The organism is Candidatus Zixiibacteriota bacterium (assembly GCA_040756055.1).
Lineage (GTDB): Bacteria > Zixibacteria > MSB-5A5 > GN15 > FEB-12.
The window spans coordinates 245,285-267,141 of record JBFLZR010000005.1; the positions used below are offsets into that span (position 1 = coordinate 245,285).

At 51.6% G+C, this 21,857-nt stretch carries 16 protein-coding genes; all 16 read right to left on the minus strand.

Going from position 1 to position 21,857, the window contains the following annotated elements; all coding sequences use genetic code 11:
• Position 1 precedes the first annotated feature (1 nt).
• The 16 genes from mutS to AB1483_11105 all read right to left on the minus strand — a co-directional run bounded on the left by mutS (position 2) and on the right by AB1483_11105 (position 21,757).
• Positions 2–2,608 (minus strand): DNA mismatch repair protein MutS, encoded by a 2,607-nt coding sequence (mutS, locus tag AB1483_11030; protein ID MEW6412986.1) that lies wholly within the window; start codon positions 2,606–2,608, stop codon positions 2–4.
• The gene (locus AB1483_11035; GenBank protein MEW6412987.1) at positions 2,605–3,597 is read right to left on the minus strand and encodes an SPOR domain-containing protein; all 993 of its coding nucleotides are present in this window, start codon (positions 3,595–3,597) and stop codon (positions 2,605–2,607) included. The genes mutS and AB1483_11035 overlap by 4 nt, the downstream gene beginning before the upstream one ends.
• 28 nt (positions 3,598–3,625) lie before the next feature.
• The gene (locus tag AB1483_11040; protein ID MEW6412988.1) at positions 3,626–4,732 is read right to left on the minus strand and encodes a tetratricopeptide repeat protein; all 1,107 of its coding nucleotides are present in this window, start codon (positions 4,730–4,732) and stop codon (positions 3,626–3,628) included.
• On the minus strand, positions 4,732–5,097 hold the full coding sequence (locus AB1483_11045) for a LapA family protein (protein ID MEW6412989.1): 366 nt from the start codon (positions 5,095–5,097) through the stop codon (positions 4,732–4,734). Before AB1483_11045 ends, AB1483_11040 begins: the two co-directional genes overlap by 1 nt.
• A 112-nt stretch (positions 5,098–5,209) precedes the next feature.
• Entirely contained in the window at positions 5,210–5,893 is a 684-nt protein-coding gene (locus AB1483_11050; GenBank protein MEW6412990.1) for a hypothetical protein, read from the minus strand.
• 152 nt (positions 5,894–6,045) lie between these two features.
• A complete protein-coding gene (locus AB1483_11055; GenBank protein MEW6412991.1) occupies positions 6,046–6,915 on the minus strand; it encodes an XrtA system polysaccharide deacetylase in 870 nt (289 codons plus the stop codon).
• Positions 6,916–6,991: 76 nt separating this feature from the next.
• Positions 6,992–7,810 (minus strand): CpsD/CapB family tyrosine-protein kinase, encoded by an 819-nt coding sequence (locus AB1483_11060; GenBank protein ID MEW6412992.1) that lies wholly within the window; start codon positions 7,808–7,810, stop codon positions 6,992–6,994.
• Positions 7,800–8,915 carry a tetratricopeptide repeat protein gene (locus AB1483_11065; protein ID MEW6412993.1) on the minus strand — a complete coding sequence of 372 codons (1,116 nt, stop codon included), beginning with the start codon at positions 8,913–8,915 and terminating at the stop codon, positions 7,800–7,802. Before AB1483_11065 ends, AB1483_11060 begins: the two co-directional genes overlap by 11 nt.
• 3 nt (positions 8,916–8,918) lie before the next feature.
• A complete protein-coding gene (locus AB1483_11070) occupies positions 8,919–10,409 on the minus strand; it encodes a Wzz/FepE/Etk N-terminal domain-containing protein (protein MEW6412994.1) in 1,491 nt (496 codons plus the stop codon).
• 30 nt (positions 10,410–10,439) lie between these two features.
• Entirely contained in the window at positions 10,440–11,417 is a 978-nt protein-coding gene (locus AB1483_11075; GenBank protein ID MEW6412995.1) for a polysaccharide biosynthesis/export family protein, read from the minus strand.
• 164 nt (positions 11,418–11,581) lie between these two features.
• The gene (locus AB1483_11080; GenBank protein MEW6412996.1) at positions 11,582–13,219 is read right to left on the minus strand and encodes a GGDEF domain-containing protein; all 1,638 of its coding nucleotides are present in this window, start codon (positions 13,217–13,219) and stop codon (positions 11,582–11,584) included.
• A gap of 75 nt (positions 13,220–13,294) precedes the next feature.
• Positions 13,295–13,465: a hypothetical protein gene (locus tag AB1483_11085; protein MEW6412997.1), complete on the minus strand. Its 171-nt coding sequence runs from the start codon at positions 13,463–13,465 to the stop codon at positions 13,295–13,297.
• 110 nt (positions 13,466–13,575) lie between these two features.
• On the minus strand, positions 13,576–13,965 hold the full coding sequence (locus AB1483_11090; protein MEW6412998.1) for an STAS domain-containing protein: 390 nt from the start codon (positions 13,963–13,965) through the stop codon (positions 13,576–13,578).
• Positions 13,966–14,053: 88 nt separating this feature from the next.
• Entirely contained in the window at positions 14,054–16,096 is a 2,043-nt protein-coding gene (locus AB1483_11095; protein ID MEW6412999.1) for a SpoIIE family protein phosphatase, read from the minus strand.
• A gap of 58 nt (positions 16,097–16,154) precedes the next feature.
• Entirely contained in the window at positions 16,155–17,987 is a 1,833-nt protein-coding gene (locus AB1483_11100; protein ID MEW6413000.1) for a PorV/PorQ family protein, read from the minus strand.
• A complete protein-coding gene (locus tag AB1483_11105; GenBank protein MEW6413001.1) occupies positions 17,984–21,757 on the minus strand; it encodes a FlgD immunoglobulin-like domain containing protein in 3,774 nt (1,257 codons plus the stop codon). Before AB1483_11105 ends, AB1483_11100 begins: the two co-directional genes overlap by 4 nt.
• Between the last annotated feature and the right edge of the window lie 100 nt (positions 21,758–21,857).

Genomic DNA, 21,857 nt, shown 5'->3' on the forward strand with positions numbered 1-21,857 from the left:
GTCACTCCATATCGTCTTTGAGTTGCCGCAGCAGATTGAGAGCGTCAATGGGAGTAAGATGGTCAAGGTCGGCGTCTTTAATCGTTTGCTCGATGGCCGATGGTCTGGCGTCAAACAACGTGGGCTGTACTTTCTGTTTATAGATTCCCTTGCCGAGTTCACTCTGAGTGAACTTACCCGACTCCAGGAGTTTCAGAATCTGGCGCGCCCTGCCGAGCGCGGATTTAGGCAGCCCCGCAAGTTTGGCTACTTCAATGCCGTATGAATCATCACATCCGCCGGGAATAATCTGGTGCAGAAATATAACTTTGCTTTCCCATTTCTTTACCGCCACCTGGTAGTTGTGAACTTTCTCGTAAATCTCGGCCATACCGGTCAACTCGTGGTAGTGGGTCGCAAAAACGGTACGGGCCTGGATTGCTTCGTTGATATGCTCCACAACCGCCCAGGCCACGGACAATCCGTCAAACGTCGAGGTTCCCCTGCCCACTTCATCGAGCAACACCAGCGATTGATCGGTGGCGTTGTGAAGAATATTGGCTGTCTCTATCATCTCCACCAGGAAGGTAGACTGACCGCGCGCAAGATTGTCCAGCGCCCCCACGCGCGTAAAGACCCTATCCACCAGGCCAATCTCAGCGGCGCCGGCAGGCACATATGAACCTACCTGAGCCAGTATGACAATCAGCCCTATTTGACGAAGATACGTGGATTTACCCGACATGTTGGGACCCGTAAGAATGTGTATAAGCGAATCCCCGGACAAACTCACGTCATTGGCCACAAAGGTACCGGGTGGCAATACCGCCTCGATCACCGGGTGGCGCCCGCTGACAATATTAAGTCGTGTGTCTTCGTAAATCTCCGGTCTGCAATACCCGTTCTCAACGGCGAGTTCCGCCAGTGCTGACACCAGGTCCACCTCGGCAAGAATATCCCCGGTAATCTTTATATCGCTGATATGACCGTTAAGATACTCCATCAATTCCTGATAGAGTTCCTGTTCGAGACGGAATATTTTCTCTTCCGCATTGAGAATCAGTTCTTCCTTTTCTTTGAGTTCCGGCGTAATGTAGCGCTCGGCGTTCACCAGTGTCTGCTTGCGAATGTAGTCATCGGGTACCGCGTCCAGATTCGACCGGGTAATCTCGATATAATAACCAAACACCTTGTTGAAGCCGACTCTCAGATTGGTGATGCCGGTTCGCTCGCGCTCTTTGGCCTGAAGGCCGGCGATATACTGCCGGGCGTCCCGGATCGAATCGTTCAAGGCGTCGAGACGTTCGGAGTATCCCGGCCTGAAGATTTCACCCTTGTTGGTAACCTGAGGGGGATCGTCGCTGAGCGCGCTGCCGATCCTGGCGATGATTTCCTCGTTGTCAGGAATCGCCCCACCGAGCGTTCCAAGATGAACGCTTTCCGCTCTGGTGAGCAACTCACGAATGACCTTGCTTATAAGCAAACCTTCTTTGACGCTCTTCATCTGGCGTGGATTTAATTTCCCCAGCCCCAGCCGACCGGCCAGCATTTCGATATCCGTCAGAAGGCGGGTGTGCCTGCGTATCTGAAACGCCATCTCCCTGTTTTTGACCAGCTCGGAAACCCCGCCCAGTCGGAGATCGATTTTCTGTTTAGTCTTAAACGGCCTGAGAAGAGCCGCCCGGAGGCGCCGTGTGCCGGCAGCCGTCTGACAGCGATCAATTACCGACAGCAGGCTGTTTTCTTGAGTCGCCCGGGCAATATTTTCTACCAGCTCGAGATTGCGAACGGTGGAGAAGTCAAGAGCCATCCGCTCGCTGTCATCAAAGCCGGAGATTTTATCGATGTGAGAAAGATGCTCCCGGTGGTTCTCTTTAAGATACCTGAGTATCGCTCCTGCCGCCGATACACCCAGCCGCTGGTCGGCGACACCGAACCCCTCCAGTGTGGCGGTTCCGAAATGCTCGTTGAGGTCACGTTCAGCGGTTTTGAAGTCAAAGTTCCATTCGCCGAACTCCGTCAGCATCGAGGCACCGTTGGTCAACCCCAGCCGTTGCTGAAACTCCTCCCTTTCTACATCGCAGGGAAAGATAATCTCCGATGGATCAAGCACTTTGAGGCGCTCGACCGCATCGCCGAATTCCCCTTCGTGTATGGTGAATGTGCCCGTCGTCATATCGAGGGCAGCCAGCCCGAGCAGGCCGCGTTTATTTTCACACACCGCCACCAGACATTGAGGCCGTTGTTTGAACCCCTCAGTCTCGAAAGTGGCCGTACCAGGCGTCAGGATTTCGACAATTTCCCTTTTCACGATACCCTTAGCGGTCCTGGGATCTTCAACCTGCTCCACCACGACAACCTTCTGGCCCGAAGACAACAGTTTGGCCAGGTAACGGTCGGCGGCGTGATACGGCACCCCCGCCAGTGGAATCGACTCCGCCGCGCCGTGAGATCGCGAGGTAAGGGCAATACCCAGAATGGGAGCCGCCTTCACCGCGTCATCACCGAACATTTCATAAAAATCGCCCATCCGGAAGAAAAGAATCTTGTCAGGATGCTTCTCCTTTACGGCATAGTACTGACGCATCAAGGGGGTTGAAGCTGATGATTTATCGGAGGGTTTGTTCATCGAGCAACGACCTGGTATGCTTCCTTATGGTTTGACTCCAGCATCGTTTTGAATCTACGGGCCTCTTCATAATCGGTAAAACGGCCCACATACACAACGTGATATTTGACGTCCGATACGTTCTTTTGCCTGATCTCTACTTTCTGGTTGTACTGTTTGAACATATCGGCCTGTTTTTCCGCGTTATCCTTTACCGAAAAAACGCCGACCTGAACGGAATAAAATGTGCCGGTCAGTTTTTCGGCGCGATTATCTCCGGAGTAGGTCAGGTTCTCCATCTTCTCCATCAGAGCGTCAAGACCTATGGCAGCCGGATAAGCTTCACGCAGAAGATTATAGTAAAAGACAGCGTCATCGGTATGCTTTTGGCGAATGGCTTCCTCGGCCAGCATGTACAAAGCCACCGCGACACCCGGTCCCGACTTTTCCCGCGACAACTTGCGCAACATATTGTGCGCGCCGACATCCTTGTCAAAGCGACGCATTATTCTTGCTTTGTCGACCATACCCCAGTGATTAGCTTCGCCCGAGCTGTACTCGAGCAGATATCGGTCCGACTGCTTGATGGCGGCGTCGTAATTGGCGTGCCGTTCATCGATAAGTATGGAAAGACGCTGCATTTCCGCCCGATACTTGCCGTTCTCCCAGTGCGTCCGGTACTCACTTACCAGCTCACTCAACCGCGTATAGTCTTCTTTCAGCAAATGATAGAGAGCCAGACGGTAATAGATTTCCTGACGGTAAATCGGCGCCACGGAGCTTCTGAGCGCCGCCTCCATAAGTCGGGCCGACTGGTCAGCATCGCCCTCAAGCAGGCTACGATAAAAGAGCCTGTTGCCGTCACGGGTCGATGCCGTGGTAACATCGGAGAGCGAGTCCGCCGCCTCATCGAGTTTACCATCTCGAATCAAAGAAAAGATATTGTCAGCCCGGGAAACGTGAAGCGGCAATAGCACAATCACGGACAGGATGAAGGACAGCTTTTTCATGCTTGTAAATACCCAAGAGGGTTGATTTTTATTCGTTCGTAATGCCGATCAGCGAAGTATCGGCGATCTTGCTGGCAGCACGGAACTGAAGCTTCTGTCTTTTGTTTTCGATGGTTCTGATAAGGTCGTGGATCTTCTTGTTCTCTCCCTTCTGGAGATGGATCCTGATCAACTCCACCACGGCCTTGATTTCATGAGGATAATCATCCACGATGCTGCTGAGAATCTCCTCGGCAATATCCATCTCCCCCTTCTTCTCATGAAATTCGGCCAGACACAATCGGGCCTCGAGATTCTTCGGAGAGTGCTTTAGAATTGCCTGGCAAATGCTGTTGATTTCACCATAGCGGCCGAGGTCAAACAGCGTCTTTTTCAACCTTTCAATCACCTGGTGACCTTCATCGGGAACGGTCGCTATGAGTTTATTCCAGAAACTCACAGCGTCCTCGTAGCGCTTCTCATCGTAATAGGAATCACCTATGGCCAGATAGGCCTTGACATAGGCGGGGTCGAACCCCAGTGCCTCCTTGAACAGTATTCGCGCTTTGTGGTACTCGCGCTTCTTGTACAGCGCCTCCCCCTGGTGATACTTGAAAGAGGCAAGCGGCTTTTTCGTTTTGTTGCCCTCTATTTTGAGAAGCATCACGGCAGTTTCATAGGCTTCATCCCACGCCTGCATTTTCTTCTGGACTTCGAGCATCTTGATATACGCCCAGCGATCACGCGGTTTAATCGTAACCATTTCTTTGAGAGCTGCCTGGGCCATATCGGCGTTGTCCAGATCGACATAATCAGCGTAGAGTTGTTTTAGAATCTCGTACTTTTGCGCGTTCGGCAACCCGACCCGGAGTGTCAGATCTTTATGAACCTGCAGGGCACGGTCCGGTTTCTTGTTGTCCCGAAGAATCTGACCAAGCCTGAGATAAGCATCGATATTGTTTGAATCCTCAACCACTACTTGTCTGAACTTGGTAAAGGCGCTTTCCTGACGACCATCGAGCAGATCGCGCAAAGCGTCGACATAAAGATCCGTCTGCGGCTTGTTCGGCTTGTATAGAAAGCGGTCATACAAAAGATAAAACACCGCCACTGCAGCGAAGAGTATAAGAAAAGTAAACAGATATTCAGGAAACATTATTCACCATCCGCAAAAGGAGATTTTGTTTCGAGACGCTTTTCGTCCGAACCCCTCAGCAGGTCGGCCGATTCCTCAATAGGACGATTGCGCAAGACGCCAACCTCGCCCTCCAGAGACTGGATGCGCCTGGTGGCTGCCCTGACCTGAACGGATAGCCGAACATAGACAGATATGAACAGAAACAAGGACATCACCAGTCCGGCCACAAACGACCAGAACACAACCGTCACCAGTGGAACATCGAGATACTTAGCGTAAACAAGATTGACGTCCACCTTCTGTGACGGGCTGACGTTGAAATAGGCGAAAGCCACCACGACAATCACCAAAAGGGCCACCAAAACCGCCCTGACTGCCCACATAACGCCTCCAAATCCTGGCTGGTTTCTACACTATCACCGACTTAAACGCCGCTGCAAAATGTCACTAAAGATCACCAAACCAGCACGATAAAACAATAACTTTTTCTCGAAGTTATTTCGAAAACTCCAGTGTGCCGACAAACGTCGTCATCTCCGTCATGACATCGTCGGAGTAATCCTCCTCACACATTGTGTGGAAAAGAATTATCAGGTCGCCTTTCTTGACACCGACAATTGAGCCTTCGTAACCGCCATAGACCCGTTCCGCCCCCATCGAGGATTCGGACAGGGAAATCTCATTGCGGTACTTGACCTTACCGGACCAGATCAGACCTCGCTCGCCGCCGATTTCCATGGGTCGACGCTGCCTGGGAACCAGTTTCTCCCTTGACATTCCGGAGCCGTCGCCACCGCTCGAGAGGATTTCGAATTCCGCATAGATGGCTTTCATCTGACTCGAGCTGTAGTTTTCACTCACCAGCGAGTCAATGAAATCCGCGGCTGCCATGCCGGTAGTATCAACATATACTACCGTCCTGGGAATTCTGGTATAGTCCGAAGCGTTGAGATACTGAGGCGGAATTTTATAGTTGTTCTGTGTGAGAACAAGACGAGCTTTGTCGTCGGCATCTCCTATCTTAAATTTCCAATTCTCAGGCATCGTCAGCGTGAAATTGTACTGGGCGTCCACATACTTCCCACCGTCTATACTACCGGCTTTCTTTTTGGGCCGCCGGGCATCCACACTGGAGGCCAACATGAACCCAACCATCACCAAAATTAAGAATTTTCGCATCACCTTCTCCTCATTTAACTTAGCACAGCTGCTCACGCATTAATGTTTTATACTTATACAAGTTTAGTCAAGGAATAAATTGAAAATTCGACAGACGGGACGCCCGCGAAGACATCAATACCGACCAAAGCGGCGCGAGAAACGTTGTTTTGTCATTCGAATCCGATTCGTTTCTTCTTGAAAAGCTGCATATATTCAGCGGCGGTGGTGAAGGTGAAATCCTCCAGAAGCCTTTCGACCTTGTGGCGCAGGATAGCGGTCGAACTGTAGGTTCGGAAACGTTGCAACAGCGACAGACCCTCTATCCGGGGAATGTTGGGATCAATTTCCCACGGATGAATATAAAACACGACAGGCTGGCCTTCACCGTTCATTTTCTGAATCATACGTTTCGAATACCAGTAGGGGGAATGGCGGAAATAGCCTCCCCCGCCCACCGGAACGTTTCTTCCAAACAGCGGATAGGTCGTTGCCGGCAGTTCATACATCGTACGCCCCCCCGGAAACTCCATCCTGAAAAGTCGCCGAGGACCGTCCGGCCAACCGTAGAGGTCATGCTTTATGGGGAAAACCGAACTGTCGTATAGAAAACCCATCTCGGCCAGGGTTTCAAAGGCCCACGGATTACTTGCATTGATCGACCAGCTGGGGGCACGGTAACCATAGGGTAGCACACCGGTGGCTTTCAGAATAGCGTTTATGGCCCTGTCGGTGTCTTTCTTGAACAAATCCCTTGAAAGAGAATCGACCCGCCTGTGGTAATAGCTGTGACATCCAATTTCATGACCGTAGCCAAAAATCTCCTGAATCAGGTCCGGGTATTTATCGGCACACCAGCCCAGCACGAACCACGTCGCCTTGACCTTCTTGCGATTGAGCAAATCGAGAAGTGTAAGAGAGTTCTGGATAAGCACCGACGGCAACTCCGGCCATTTATCCGACGAGTACCTGTTGGCGAGAACCTCGACCACGAACCACTCTTCGAGGTCCACCGTAAAGATGTTCTGCTGCTGAGCCGACATCGTGAAATCCCGACAATTCAGTGTAATAACGTTCGAACCGGACTAAAAAACAGTCTCCGGTTCGCCCCGGCCTTTATCAGTTTTCCCGAATGATCTTATCGTTGATGATTTGCTTTTCTTGGGCTGGACCGGACTCGACCGTCGGGGGAGTATTACCGGGAGATGTTTTCCCTTTACCGCTTTGATGATAGTCATAGCGATAGTAGTCGTAGTTATAGTAATAAGGCAGCGTATGATTCATGTTATTAAGAACCGCGCCGAGGATATTGTTTTTTCGAGGATCCAGGATTGCCAGGGCCCGCTGGGCTACTTCTTTCTGAGTCTCGCCCGTTTTCACCACCATGATGACTGCGTCAACCTGAGACGCCAGAAGCATCGGGTCAGACACAGGCAAAACAGGCGAACAATCCAAAATGATCAGGTCATAGTAAAACTTGAGATCATCCACGAGACGTCCGATAGCCTCCGCATCGAAAACCTCCGTCGGATTACCGCCGTGAGTGCCGGCCGTAAGCACGTCCAGTCCATCCACCTTCGTTTTTCTAATCGCCTTTTTCGGATCTTCGCCCCGCGCGAGCACTTCGATCAGACCAGGGTGCAGGTTCATGGCAAAAAGCTTATGAATTGTGGGCAGTCGGAGGTCGGCATCGATAACAAGCGTCTTGAGGCCCTTTTTCATCGACGCCGTCATGGCCAGAAAGGCGCAGACAGTGGATTTCCCCTCGCCGGTCAACGCCGAGGTAATCAGTATCGACTTCAGCTCTTTGCCCCGATCCGAGTTCTGGAGACGATACAACAGCCGACGATACTCGGTCACATAAGGAGACTCGAGATCAAACAAATCGATGACTGATGTTTCGCCTTTGGCCTCAGCTTTCTTGTTGTTATTCCGCAATCTTCTTTACCGCCTCGTTTATTCTGTCGTAAGTATCTTCGGCTTCCTGAAGGTGTGCTGCCAGCTTGGTCAGGCCTGGATTTATATCGAGCGTCTTTTTATATTGCTCGACGCCCTTCTTCCAGGTCATTCTGGCGTGTTCGAGATAACACCGGGACAACTCTACATAAAGGTCGACATACGTCGGGTTCTTGCCAATCTCCCGCTGCAAAAAGCTTATTCTGTCCTCGATCGCCTTCTCGTTGATCCACTGCGGATATAGCGCGTATCGCATATAGTAAGGAGCGTAGCGGCGCGCATGAGCTTCCTTCTTTTCTTCCCGTACTTTTCTTAACAGCGCAAAGGCCTGCCTGGTGTCACCGGCTTTAAGCGCCGTCAGCCCTCTTTCGAACACGGCCGTTTTGTAATCCGGATATATCAGCGACGCCTTGTTGAAGTAGTCGTTGGCTTTGGCGGTGAGATTTGGAGCCATCTGACGCATACCGATTTCCATCGACTGTCGAATCAGGGCCAGTCCAAGATTGAAGTAAGCATCCGAGTAGTAAAGATTGATCTCGATCGCCTTTTCGAACTGCTGCTGTGCTTCCTTCAGGGCCATTGAAGCCATCAACGCTTCGCCGAAATTATTACGATAATCGGCATACTGTGGTCGAAGTTCTACGGCCGACCGGACAGCTTTGCTGGACGCCTCCACGTTGCCTAACGCCAGTTCGGTCTGGCCAAGTAGGTTGTAGGCTTCGTGATAACTCTCATTGAGTCCGATGGCGGTCGTGAACAGCGATTGCGCCTCACCATAAAAACGACGATAGAAAAACGCCAGTCCCATGTGATACATCATTTCGGCATTGGCGCTCTCGAGGGCCTCATGATACGCCTTCAGGAGCGTCTCGATCTCTCTCTTCTTCTCGTCGTGAGTCGTCTGCACCAGAGCAAGCACCTCTTCGGGTTTAATTTGCTCCGGGTGCGGCAAATTCACGACATCGGCCAGCAAACCGTCGACGTATACCTCCGACGATATACTTCCCAGGCTCACGTCGTTGGTCGTCTGGATCAGATACTCCTTGCTGTCATCAACCAGCTTGCTGTTTAATCGATAAGTTTCCATACCCTAACGAATCACCTTTAGCTCATCTACTTTCGGAATTGCGGCGAGCACCTCTATGCCCAGGACCGATTCCACCTCATCTACCCGTCTAAAAGAATTATCCAATAACTCCGTGAGAAAAACGAAACATCCCCCCAGGGCGAGGCCGAGAACAAAGCCAAGCAGGATTATCTTCGGCTTATCCGGCCAGACCGGCACAAGCGCTAACGCAGCCGGTTCGATGACGTGATACTTGGTTCTATCCTTAACCTGCTCCGATAAAATACCAACCGTGGTCTCCTCCGATCTAAAGGCATCACGGTAGCGTCTCGCCTCCTCCACGCGGCTTTGAAGTTCGGCGATCTCCGATTCCAGTCTCGGAATCATTGCCATCCTCTGTCTCAAATCGTCCAGCGGACGTTCAAGGCCCCGTTCTTTGGAGTTTGAAATGTCCAGATTTTCCTGCACTACAAAGTACCTCGTGAGCAAATCCTGCTGATTCGTCGGATAGGCTCCGAATTGTGTCCTCACAGCCTGCGCTATAACGTGCTCCAGGTCCTTGATCTGTGTGTTCAGCCGGATATTCACGCTAATGACGTTCTGCGCGCTCCACTCGTATTTTTCCATCATCTCGCCATAGGTCGATACCAAACCGTCAATGGCGGTTCTCAGATCCAGCATGGTGTCAGTATAGCGCAGCCTCGCTTCCCCGAGATTGAACTGACGCAGATTTTTTACGAGCGACTCCAGTTCTCGATTGAGATCAATTTGCTCAAGGTTTACCTTATCGATACTGGAAAGAATCGCAGCCTGGTTCTCTTCCGATGTGACATTCTCCGGCAAACGGAGTCTCGATAGCCTGGCTTGCGCGGCATTCATGGAATCCACGGCGAGTCGATAATAATATTCCGTTTTCTCCAGCTGCATGTCGGTAAATGCCTGGTTGTCCAGAATCCTCTCAAGTTCATATTTGGCTCTCTCCCGGGCCAGAATCTCCGCAAGTTTGTCAGCCATATCACGCGCCAGAATCGGACTCGCCGACTCAACGGTAATTTTAATCTGGTCATACCCGTGGAAAGTCACCGATATTTGCTTGCGGAGTCTCTCGACCAACATATTGTACTTCAGCTGCTCCAGTGAAAACTCGGGGGCCGATTCCCTGGCCTTGGCGGCCTGGCGCGTAATTTCAGGATCATTATCAAGCTTCAATTCCTGAATCAGTTGAATCAGGAAATTCTTGGAAGTAATTTCCGTTTCCAACGCCAATTGCCGGCTCTGAAGTTCCTCACGAGTCTCGCGGCGCTCACCCACGATGTTGAGAAGTTCGCGGGAGACACTCGAAGACCTGTCGATCCACACGATAGTCGATGAACTGTACTTGGGCGTCAAAAAACGAGTGCCCACCGCAGCCACGATGGTAATGACGATTACGGGGAGGATAATCAGCCACTTGCGCCTGAGAACTAAGGCAAGTATTTCTTTTACATCGATCTGTCGAGACTTATTGTCATCCACGTCCTGTATCCCTAAAAAGCTATTTACCGGTTATCGACCGGTCGTGCCAGTATCCCTGGTAAGAGCATCATACAAAAGTACACCCGAAGTGATTATACCGACCACTGTGGCGGCTCCGGTCAAACCGATACCGAGAAAACTGTCCCGCCGATATGGCAGAACAAAAGTGTCTTCCTTCTTCATAATGTACCGTGACGGAACACCCTGCTGAGAGTATTTCTCCAGATTGATTTCGATTGTCTGGGCGTAATAACCATCCTTAGTGATTATACGCGCTTTTTTCATGTCCGCGTCAATGGTTGGGCCACCCGCCAGCGCCAGAGCCTCCATCATATCAACATCGTCCTGAAAAGTAATCGGCCCCGGCACGTTAACCGCTCCGATAACGTATATCACATTTTTGCGTGTCACCTGCTGACTGATATCAGCCGACGGAATACCGGCCGGTGTTCTGGGTATTTCAATCGTGTCCTGACGACGAATCCCGGGCAACTGGTCAAGCCTGCCGGATTCAATCGCCTCGATCACATCCACAACCTCGATCTTGCCGGCGTCGGTACCTCCGCGGATGATCGTGACCCGGGTCAAATCGCCCGTTTCGGTGATTCCACCTGCTTCGTTGATTATCGTCCAAAGGTCCGGAATCTCTTCAAAAGTCAGTTTACCGGGATTCAAAACCTGCCCCTTAACGAAAACGTACTGATACTGATAGTCAATCACCCGCACTACAGCCTGTGAGACCCTGGTATTCAGACGAGACATTTGGCGGACAATGTCGTTTTGCAGCTCAATCGTCGTCTTTCCGGCCGCCTGAATCTGGCCAATAATATCCAGGCTTATCATCCCATCTTGTCCCACCCTCACATCAACGTTGAGGTCGGGGTCCTGCCAGAATCTTATCTCCAGAAGATCACTGGGGCCTATGCGGTATTCGGCTCCCACAGCATATCCAACTGCCATAAACAGCATGGCAGCAACTATGTACGTTCTGAATTTCATATGTTTCATAAACACCAATTTGTTTCCCTTTCAGGTAGTAATAATCGGGTAATCTATTTTAAAACAACAAAAAAGCATATCGGTTTCAAAATTACAGGAGAGGTCGAATATAAACGGTACCCCGCGGCCTGTAAAGATGAAATGGCATCGCCCCCACCTTAACCCGTTTGTAATCAATGCGTTGCGCTGTAGATGAGGGATTTGTTACGGCCTGTCTCCTTTGCCTTCAAAAGAGCCATGTCAGCCGCGAAAATGAGCTTCTTAGATTCATCAGCATGGTCCGGATAAATTGCCGCCCCCATCGATACAGTGCAATTTATCGGCCCGGGAATATCATCAACCACGAACTTGTATGCGACTATTTCGGATTGGAGACGATTCATAAAACGCATGCACATCTGGCTATCTGCCTCAGGCATAATGGCGCAAAACTCGTCGCCGCCATACCGGGCCACCACGTCAATGGCGCGGATCGACCCGCGAAGAATATCTCCCATCTGGCGAAGGATGCTGTCGCCGGCAAGATGACCGTAGGTGTCGTTTATATACTTTAGTTCATCAAGATCGAAAATGATAAGCGCGAGCGTCCGGTCATAACGCTTGGCACGGTTAATTTCTTCGTAAAGCCGTCTGAAAAAGTAACGCTGATTGGCCAGGCCCGTGAGATCATCAGTATACGATAACTCCTCAACTCTTTCAAAAGATTCGGCGTTTTCCACCAGATGAAAGGCATTGGCTTTAAACAACTCGAGTTGCTTTTGTACTTCTGTGGCGTCCTGCCCTCCGCCCCAGGCCAGTATGCCGCTGCGACGGCCGGTCGGTGGGAATGAAGCTACATACTCCAGACCATTAGCCTTAAGACGCTCCACCCATCCGGTTATAGTCGGTGATGTTCTATCCAATTCAGACACCGCCCACAGCGGTCTGCCGTCGAGAACCAAGGCCAGTTCGCGAAGCGATTCATCGCTCGGTGTTTCCAGCGAAGAACTCATACCATGCTTCAATACCGTCGGAGCGTTGCCGGCATTTCGCGCACTGTAAACATAGGCCAACCGCGTGACTCCCGTAGCGTCACGGAAGTTGTCAATCAGCCTGGTTACGACAGTCTCGGTATTACGATGCCGCACCAGTTTGAGAAACCTGGCCGCTGAAGATTGTTCCTGCGGCACGACCGCCGGCGGCCGATGAGTGGCTTGGGACACCTGCTTGTGCAGCGCGTCGTACTTGGATTCATGCCATTTTATGTGATAGGCCGCCGACAAAGACTGGGCCAGACTGGCAACGAGAAAGGCAAAGGACGGCGAGTTAATTTCGTAATTGCTGCGCACGAAGTAGATGCCATACACATTGTCCCGCCACAGGACCGGGAAATAGATGTTCATCCCGAATTTATCGAGATGTTCCCGGAATTTAACGGGGAGAAACCTGCGCAGGCGCTCCACCGGTCGCGGGAGAAAATCGCTTTTCAGGACACCGGCCATTTCGTCACTGTAGACCGCGTGAAAATCAGTTCGATTGAACCCCTTAATTCCGTGATAATAGTTGAGGTCCAGGCTCCCCCGTTTCTTGCGGACAAACACGATTCGGTCGCAGCCAAAGGAATTTATCAGTAGTTCCGACACCTTGCGGGCGACCTCGACGATACTCCCCTCGACGCTGTTCGAGCGAAGGAAATCGGAGAAATCCTCCAGCCGCATGCTCCTTATCGCGGCATTTGAGTACCTCTCTGCCCTGATACGCCTCAGCAGAAGAAAACCGAGTAGAGCACTCAGCAATGCCAGGAGCGTTATTAATACGTCCTGCAATACCATAACAGGAAATCCATTATAGAAAACAATACCTATTTAAATATATATCTAAATCGCAAATCGTCAAACAAAAAGGGGTTACCGGCGACCCAGTATGTACTTGAACCGGGACCTTCTCGTCAAAAGCCTGTTTTCCCTGAGAATCGAAAACACCTGCCACCAACTGGTACGCAAACCGCCGGGCCGCTCGTTGATTATCGTCTTAATCTCGCGTATCGAGGCAAACGGGTCCTGTTCGACCAGCTTCAAAACCGCGGCTTGAAGCCCCTGGGGAAAGTTCGGCTCTGGTTTGGAGGATTGCGGAGATGAGGCGAGATTTCGATGGGTCTTCCCGCTGGCATCAACTACCGTCAGCCGGGTCAGCTTTTGTCCTTTTTTTTTTCGCCCGGTTCGCCGAAACCCACGAAGGCATCACGCGCCTCATCAACCGATGTGTAGGCGGCTAACACGTTGTCGAATTCGAGCAGTTCGTATATCTCATGAACGTTGGAAATCATATTGGCCAGTTTGATATCTCCACCATTGGCCCGCACTTCCTTGATGTGTGATATGAATATACCCCAGCCCGCCGATGATATGTAATCCACACCGGCCAGATCCACCACAAGGTTATACCGCTGCCTTTTCAGCAGAGAATCGATAACTTCCTCGAGTTCGCCCGCTGTCAGAGTATCGATCACGCCATCAACCCGAATCTCGGACACTTCGTTGCCGGCGCCTTCCGATAGAGATATTGATATGTTGTCCATCGTCAAAGAACTTCCCGAATCAGACGTATTGTGATGTTACGCATTAAAATGGTTTTGGGCTTTTCAGGCAAGAAAAATCTTAGACGACTCAGCCCGGATTCTCATTGGCCGACTCGGCCCCAAGCTTCTTGACTTGCACCGATGGTCTCGATGTTGCCCGGACAGACTCCACCGCAAGGTTGCAACGTGCCACCACAAAAGTCACGTCATCGGTGGTTTTCTGAAAACCGGTAAAATCGTCCAGTTCGTTTACGATCGCCTTTGAAAGCGACGCCACATCCGCCGTCCCGTTCTCCGAAAGATAGCTGTCCAAAAAGCCCGTCAGGCGATCCATACCATACTGGCGGTTGTCCCGGTCCCTGGCCTCCGTAATGCCATCGGTGAAAATGAAGAACAGATCGTCGTGGCTGAGCGTCAAACTCGACTCCTCAAGACTGTCGGCGAAAGAAACCCCATCGGCCAACGGCATCCCCAGCGGCATTCCCTTGGGATTGAGCAAAGAAAGACTTTTCTCGTCGGACCTGTAAAAAAGCATCGGGTTGTGTCCGGCAGACACGAAGCTGATCCGATGTTTGGCGGCATCGTATATCACCAGAAAAACCGTGATAAACATACCTGCCGGTATATTCTCCGTCAAATAGTCGTTTACTTTTATCAGAATATCGCGGGCCGAAGACTTCTCATCGGCCCGGATCTGAATAACCGTCCTCAATATTGACATTACCAGAGAGGCCGGAACTCCCTTACCCGATACATCAGCAACCGTTATACAGTACCGATTCTCGCTAATCGCGAAAATATCGTAAAGGTCTCCTCCGATCACCGAGGCCGCCCGATAGAAAGCATCGATCTCGAGGCTTGGAAGATTCGGCAACTGACGTGGCAGCAAAGTCTTCTGAATCTCCGAAGCTACTTCGATCTCCTTGGCCATCTTTTCACGCTCGACTATATTCTTCTGGTCCTGGCTCAGACGGGTCATCATCTGGTTAAAGGCCTTACTGATTTCAAAAAACTCCTCGGCGCCGGTTAAAGGAAGCTCCGATTCCAATTCTCCCGAGGTAAACCGCCTGACCCTGCGCGTGATATTGAGAATCGGGTTCACGAAGTAATTCGAGAGAAGGTAAATACCGGCAATACCGATTATCACCAGCACGAGTATAAGCAGAAATGTCTTTTTGCGCGATTCCGCCAACTTGAAATAGATATTGGCGGTGGAATATGTGACGTGGACATCACCAATGACCCTCTCTCCCGACATAATTGGGGTCACCAGATAAGAAAGGGTTTCCCACTGGGTGTCCATGGTTTGTGGCTTGTTTACAATCGAAGTATCCACCTGTGCCGGCGGTTGGTAGAGGCGCCTGATATTGCGGATGTCGTCCGAATGAGCCCTGATCAGACCCGAGGCATCTGTGAGAACTATCAGTCTCAGTTCGGGGTTAGCCCGCCGGTAGCTGACGATCAACTCATCAAACTCAACATCCGACCGTCGATTTATGAAATACCCGCCCGCCTGATCAGCAATCGTCTTGGCAAGCGCCTGAACGGTTTCGTGCTTATGGGTGTACATCTGCTCGGATGTTCGATAATCGAAATAATAGATGGAGACCCCGATGATGACCGACATGATTATGAAAGTCCACACCGAGAATTTCACCCGGAGGGTGAAAAGTCGCCTCAGGAATGTACGCCCCACCGGTGAAGGCTCGCTGATGTGTTTCATCATCCGCAGTTCATTGAACCCGGCGGTGGAGATGTATTCGACCGAATCCATGATCTTCTGAATCATGTAGAAGCCGAGCCCCCCCTTGCGACCGGATTCCACCAGCCGCTCGAGATCCAGGGCGCCCGTCCCGCTGGGCTGGAATGAACGGCCAAAATCAATCAGAGAGAAGACAATGAGATTTTTATAGATAACAATACGCAGGCGGATTATGCCCTTCTCGTACAGATAGGCATGACGGATAATATTGGTCGCCCCCTCCTCCATAGCCAGCAGCACCGCCGCCGTATCCTTGCGCGACATCGAGGCGGCCGTGCAGCTCTCCCTCACGGTTCTCTGAATACTGTCGAGGAATTTTTCCTCGGCAATGAATTCAGCGTTTATTTCTTTAATCGGGCGACGGAACATACGTCGAAATGTAGTAAGGCGATTGGTACTCGTCTATTAAAAAACAGACAGCGCGCAATTAATCGGACTCCTCCGATTGCAGACGAAGGCGCGCCTGTTCGATGTTATTGAGGGTATTCACGTTGTTGGGATAGACCTCCAGAACCTTATTCCAGGACTCTATGGCCTTCTCATACTCTTTATTGCGCATATAGCGCAGGCCGTCGAGGTAATGCTGCCACACAACGCGGTCCTTCTGAAGGTCCTCGAGGGTAACCTGTTTCTCCTGCAGAGCATCGATCTTCCTGAGGTATTCGATAGCCACCGGATTCTGCCGGTCGGCAAGGATTACCGCGCCAAAAGCCGCCCTTGCCCTGGAATACGAACCGGCGTTAAACAGCTCTATACCGCGATTTAGCTGCTGGGCTATATCCAGACTGGCCGCTACCTTTTCACGGTTGGCAATCGCCTCTTCGTTGCCGGGATCAAGTTCCAGAATCCTGTTATAGGATTCCAAAGCCGCCACGGAGTTTTTCTCCTGTTCGGCGGTTCGAGCCTTATCAAACTCAAGCGCTATATCCCTGGTTATCGCATCCTCGATTTCTCGCTTGAGGTCGGTGGCCTCGAGGTAATTCGGATTGATGTCAAAAATCAGGTTCAGCATGTCAAGCGCCGCCTGATAGTACTTCTTGGCGAAGAAATTCTCGGCCTGCGCGTAGTAATTTTCGATAGATTTCTGAAGTTCCAGCCTTGTCGACCGAATCTTCTGCTGTTCCTCAAGCTGCACCGTCAGAGCGTTCTCAATCGCCGCGATTTTACCGACAATTTCCTCATTGTCTTCATCAAAGGCCAGAGCGCGCTGATAATAAACAAGCGCCGAATCCAGACGGAAATTGGAATAGTAACTGTCGGCCTTCTCCCGGTAGAACTCGAACTGTTTCTGCCTTTCCCCTTCGAGCAGCACCGACCCCCGCCGCTCTTCGAGCATCTCGGAGCGCCTGAGCTGCTTGGTGATGGAAGGACCTATCAGGAACGACAGGGAGAATCGATGGCTGTCATCGAGAAACTCCAGGACCCTGTACGCATAATCGATCTTCAGCCGTCGGTATTTCAGGCCCGCCCCGAACGACAAGTTGTCACGATCGTAACCGGCGCGAAGCGCGTAAGTCTCGTTGTACAGTAGTTCCAATCCGGTGTGAACCCGGACGGTCCGGTTCTCAATTTTCTCCAGTTCGAAGGCGGCGTTCAGGCTGGTCTGGTCGCTGAATGCGAGGTTGTTCAATGATAAACCTCCCGCGACAGTGATCGGGGTAATTTCCGAAGAGTGATCCAGCTCCAGTTCGGCCGGCACCATATCGCGCACAACCAATCCGGCCCGCACATACTTGTTCACACGCGCCAGCATACCCAGATCAAATCCGATGCCATAGGCCGAAAGGTCATCAAGCGACTGATTGACAATCTTAAAACTCAGACCGAGAGATAACCCGCCCTGTAGACGCTGGCCGTAAGAAATCAAAAACTGTGAATGCGAGTAATCGAAGCTTCCGGTCTCGACAAAATTCTCACGCCTGATAATATCATCGGTCCCAATCCGCATATAGGCTATTCCGAAACCGCCCAGCTTGACATCGGGATAAACCCATCCCGCAAAATTGTAGACGGTACCCTCGAAAAGATCCATGTGCATCAGGGAGATCTCCTGGCTCTCCAAAACCGGAAGACCGGCCGGATTGTAATACATCGTCGATGCATCGTTGGCCAGAGAAGTAAAGGCTCCCCCCATACCCAGCGCCCGCGCGCCCGCCCCAGCGGAAAACGGCGATTCCTGACCGGCATCACCGGCCATAGACGAAGCCGCGAGCAGCACCGCAGAGAGAACCAATATGTTTAATCGAAGCCTCGACATCATTTCACCACCGCTATCTTCAGGTAGGCGATCTCACCGCTTGACACATTCTTCATCTGGGCCACATAAACGCCATTGCGCACTACCTGCCCGTCGTCATTGCGGCCGTCCCACTCAATCAGATTCTCACCCTGGATGCCGCCGCTGGAGCCGGCCGAATATTCCGATGAGTACACTTCTTCGCCGGTCAGTGTGAAAATCCTGAACTCAACATCGGCTGCCGCCGGTAATTCATAGGAGAACCTGACGGGGGATTGCGACGGGTCCTCGGGATTGAACGGATTCGTTTCCACCGTAAATGAACCGGACAGACTGGAACCCTTCACCGACAAAATCGGCGGCGATATATCCTCTCCCTCGCTGTCCGAAGTCACAGGAACGAGCAGCCCGGCATTCGGTCCCTCAAGGAACCGCGCTTCCACTCCGGACTTGCTCAAATGGAAAGCTACTGCGGATTCCAGCGTCTCTTTCAGCTCGGCCTTGAAAACCAGTTGGCGGCTGTCCCTCGGTTCCAAGATAAAATTCTGGAAGTTGAAGATGAGCACACTGTCGCCGGCGGTTAAGCCCGTAATCTTCTGGTCGTCCTCGTAGAAACCGGTATTGCCGATATTTATGGTTGATATCGCGTCAAGGGGATAGCCGAATCCATTGAGCAGCACAATCGAAATCTTCTCCAGCATCAGGGTTGTGACTTCGGAGATACCGGTGTTGGTCAAGTTGACCTCGAACAAGTCTTTTGGTCTGCCCGGCAGGACCAGGTTGGTGCCGATCGGGATTATCTCCACAAAAAGCTCAGCGTCTCCGGACACGACACCTATGAATATCTGGAAAGACACATCTTCGATAGCAGCAGTTTGGAGCGTATTGAGGTCATCGGGCAAAACCGTCAACTCAAAATAAACTTCGATTATGGTGTCCTTCTGCGGCGCCGTGAATGAAAATTCGATGTGCCGGTCGGCGCTGATAGACCCCACATAGGTATCAGTTCCGTCGAGGTCCAGTCCCTCGACGGTCATTCGATAAGAACCATCGGAAGTCGCGGCCATGCCGTAGTTGACCAGTTCCACGGTCAGACTTATCTCACTGCCATAATCGGCCAGAGAATTCTCGACGCCAAACAAACTGTAGGTGAGATCCAGCGCGGCAGGCGTCTGAATGGTAATAAGAGCCACATTGTCAACGGGTGAGAGATGGGTAACTCCGGTGTGGTCCAGTTCCATGATGATGATTTCAGCGGTATTGGGCTCTGAAGCGGCGACGACATCCCAGGATACATCAATCGTATCATTGGCCGGGATATCTACCATCATCGTCGCCGGCTCAAACGTAGAGTAACCATCGCTTGTCAGACGAAGCTCCGCAGCCATCACCGGCGCCGAGCTGAGATTGGCCACTTTCCCCACCAACTCAAACTGCTGCAGGGTGTTCACGTTGGGAACATTGGGGGCAACCGCCTCCAGATTTATTATCTGAATTACGGGAAGCGAGGTAACCTCTATCAGAAGACCGGAGAAGTCGGTGTTATAGACGACGGCCTCCGCTATGCCGGGGACTTTGAAGGAAATGTTGGCTTCTAAACTGAGTTGATTGCCCTCTTCGGTCAGTGGCACAAAAATCTGACCGCTGGTAAACAAATTGTCCCCTGGCAGTATCTCTCCGCCTTCAACGTTAAGGCTTGTCGACGTTGAAAAACCGGCGCCGGTCACGGTAAACGATGATTGCTCCAAATCCACCATCAGGGGAAAAACACTGCCTGAATTCACTACGAAGCTGAACTGTGCCGGCGCGCCGGCAGCCACCGCCGAAGGAGTGACCAAGCCCGGATCAACGACAAGGTCAACATCGCCGATGACATATATCGAATCAGGATTGGCATTATCGATCGTGAATATCGCCCCGAGCGAATAAAGCACATAATCCACCCGCAGCGTGTACCATCCGGTGCTCAAAGAAAGCGCGGCGTCGAGAAGGCTCTCCAGACCGTCGTAGCTGATAGTCCCCCCATCAAAACCGGCATACTCCGGCGACCCTTCGTAAAGTGTGGCCAGGATATCCCCGCCGGGGGCTGAAACGACATGTATGGCAACGTTGGTGCTGTCGATGGGCCGGTCGAACCCGTCAGAAAACACGGCAAACTGCGCCGTGAAAGAAGAACCGGCAAGAATCGTATCCGGCTTGAAACTTCCCTCGACAAACTCAAATGTCGCCGGATGTATCACGTCAATCGGATAGGACCGAATGTTTACAGTCTCATATATCTCGCCATCTATGTTGAACCGGGCTGTCAGTTCCACTACGAGTTCGTCGGCATTCATGTCGTGCTGAATGACCGGCAGGCCAAGCGGCACCACGACAATCTGCCCGAGCTCTCCCGGAACAAAGGTTGTCTCGGTTATCTCTGATATGGAGGTGAAACGCGCTCTCAAGGTGGCCGGGCTCTCAGCGACTATATTTCCATCGCTCAACACTTCCACTGAAACCGTTGTCGGCTGACCGGCATATACTGCGCTGATGGTGTTCCCCTGAGCATCGAGAACATCGCTCACATCATAACCGTTAAAACTGACATTGACCGAGTTCGACATCACCGTGTTGTCGTCAGCATAGATTGCGGTCGTCGCGGACATACCCTGGTATGTAATTCCGACCGGTATCAGATCGATACTACCGTTAACCAGTAGGGCGTCATCATCAATGACGTCAGGTACCAGTTGACTGCCGGTAGTGCGCAGGTATATGGGATTTCCGGAGAGACTGTAGTCGGTTTTCAAATTGCCGAATCCATCGTACAGCACCAGGTAGGCCTGTCCCAGAAGCGGTTGCTTAACCACCTGCGATGCCGAGATGAACAACTCCATGCGCGCAAGGTTACCTGGCCTGGCGGTAATCAGGCCAGACTGCCCGCTGACTCCGTTGACCGAAGCCACCGCTCGGGCCTCACCAGGGGTCGTTACATGGAGCGTGGAACCCTCAAAATACCCAAGGCAGTCGCCGCAATCGAGACCCCAGAGAAATGATACGCCTTCGACCTCGTTATCGAGGTCATCAAACGCCGAAGCAGTGAATGTCACCGACTCGCCGGCCTTCACCGTTATGTCTTCTGACGGAGATACCACAATCGAGCTAACGGTATTGGCGGTGATCGTGAATACCTGGGAAAAAGTCGGCCCCGCTATCACCGCGCCATTTTGCTTGAAAGCCACCCCGGCGATCTGGTAATCACCGGCTACCGGATGGTTTATGATGGCATTGATTATCAGCGAAATATCGATAAGGGTCGTGTCCGCTACCGTAGCGTCCAGCGTCAGGGATTCCTCACATTCATCACAGCGAATCGGCTGGAGATATATCGTTATCAGTTGGTCAGCGACAACCCAACTCCCCACCCCGAGCTTGAATGCCTGACAGTTGTCGGTTATCACCATACTCTCTATGGATCCCAGAGCGAACCCCACCGGAAACGCCAGCTTGAAGCCACCGTTTTTGAGCAGATCGTAGGTGCTCTGCCTGAGCTGAAAGTCGAGCTTGTATTCGGAAGCATACCCGGCCCGCGACTCAGACAGCGTCACGGCAAAATCCTCGAGGTTTTCGACCGGCGTTATCGTGGTAGCATCGAGAATATCCAGCAAATAAGCGGCATAGCTGTCAACCGGCTGCTCTTCAACCTGGGCCTTAATGGAAATTGGGCTTGACAACAACAGCGATAAGAACACAAGAATGACAACGGTAGACACTCGCATGGATGAACAAAAGTCCTGTTTCTGCTTGATCATATATAGTCCAACTTTAAGCTGCAAACGATATGCCCTTGCGATATGACGGTTTGAAAATCAGCCCAGAAAAATATTCCGCCAAGCGGATACGGCAATAAGT

What these genes read in the sequence shown, in the direction of transcription:
- AB1483_11100 (MEW6413000.1), bottom strand. Translation starts at nt 17,987, where the DNA reads ATGATGTCGAGGCTTCGATTAAACATATTGGTTCTCTCTGCGGTGCTG.
- AB1483_11105 (MEW6413001.1), bottom strand. Translation starts at nt 21,757, where the DNA reads ATGATCAAGCAGAAACAGGACTTTTGTTCATCCATGCGAGTGTCTACC.
- AB1483_11065 (MEW6412993.1), bottom strand. Translation starts at nt 8,915, where the DNA reads ATGGAAACTTATCGATTAAACAGCAAGCTGGTTGATGACAGCAAGGAG.
- mutS (MEW6412986.1), bottom strand. Translation starts at nt 2,608, where the DNA reads ATGAACAAACCCTCCGATAAATCATCAGCTTCAACCCCCTTGATGCGT.
- AB1483_11055 (MEW6412991.1), bottom strand. Translation starts at nt 6,915, where the DNA reads ATGTCGGCTCAGCAGCAGAACATCTTTACGGTGGACCTCGAAGAGTGG.
- AB1483_11045 (MEW6412989.1), bottom strand. Translation starts at nt 5,097, where the DNA reads ATGTGGGCAGTCAGGGCGGTTTTGGTGGCCCTTTTGGTGATTGTCGTG.
- AB1483_11035 (MEW6412987.1), bottom strand. Translation starts at nt 3,597, where the DNA reads ATGAAAAAGCTGTCCTTCATCCTGTCCGTGATTGTGCTATTGCCGCTT.
- AB1483_11075 (MEW6412995.1), bottom strand. Translation starts at nt 11,417, where the DNA reads ATGAAACATATGAAATTCAGAACGTACATAGTTGCTGCCATGCTGTTT.
- AB1483_11050 (MEW6412990.1), bottom strand. Translation starts at nt 5,893, where the DNA reads ATGCGAAAATTCTTAATTTTGGTGATGGTTGGGTTCATGTTGGCCTCC.
- AB1483_11095 (MEW6412999.1), bottom strand. Translation starts at nt 16,096, where the DNA reads ATGTTCCGTCGCCCGATTAAAGAAATAAACGCTGAATTCATTGCCGAG.
- AB1483_11090 (MEW6412998.1), bottom strand. Translation starts at nt 13,965, where the DNA reads ATGGACAACATATCAATATCTCTATCGGAAGGCGCCGGCAACGAAGTG.
- AB1483_11080 (MEW6412996.1), bottom strand. Translation starts at nt 13,219, where the DNA reads ATGGTATTGCAGGACGTATTAATAACGCTCCTGGCATTGCTGAGTGCT.
- AB1483_11040 (MEW6412988.1), bottom strand. Translation starts at nt 4,732, where the DNA reads ATGTTTCCTGAATATCTGTTTACTTTTCTTATACTCTTCGCTGCAGTG.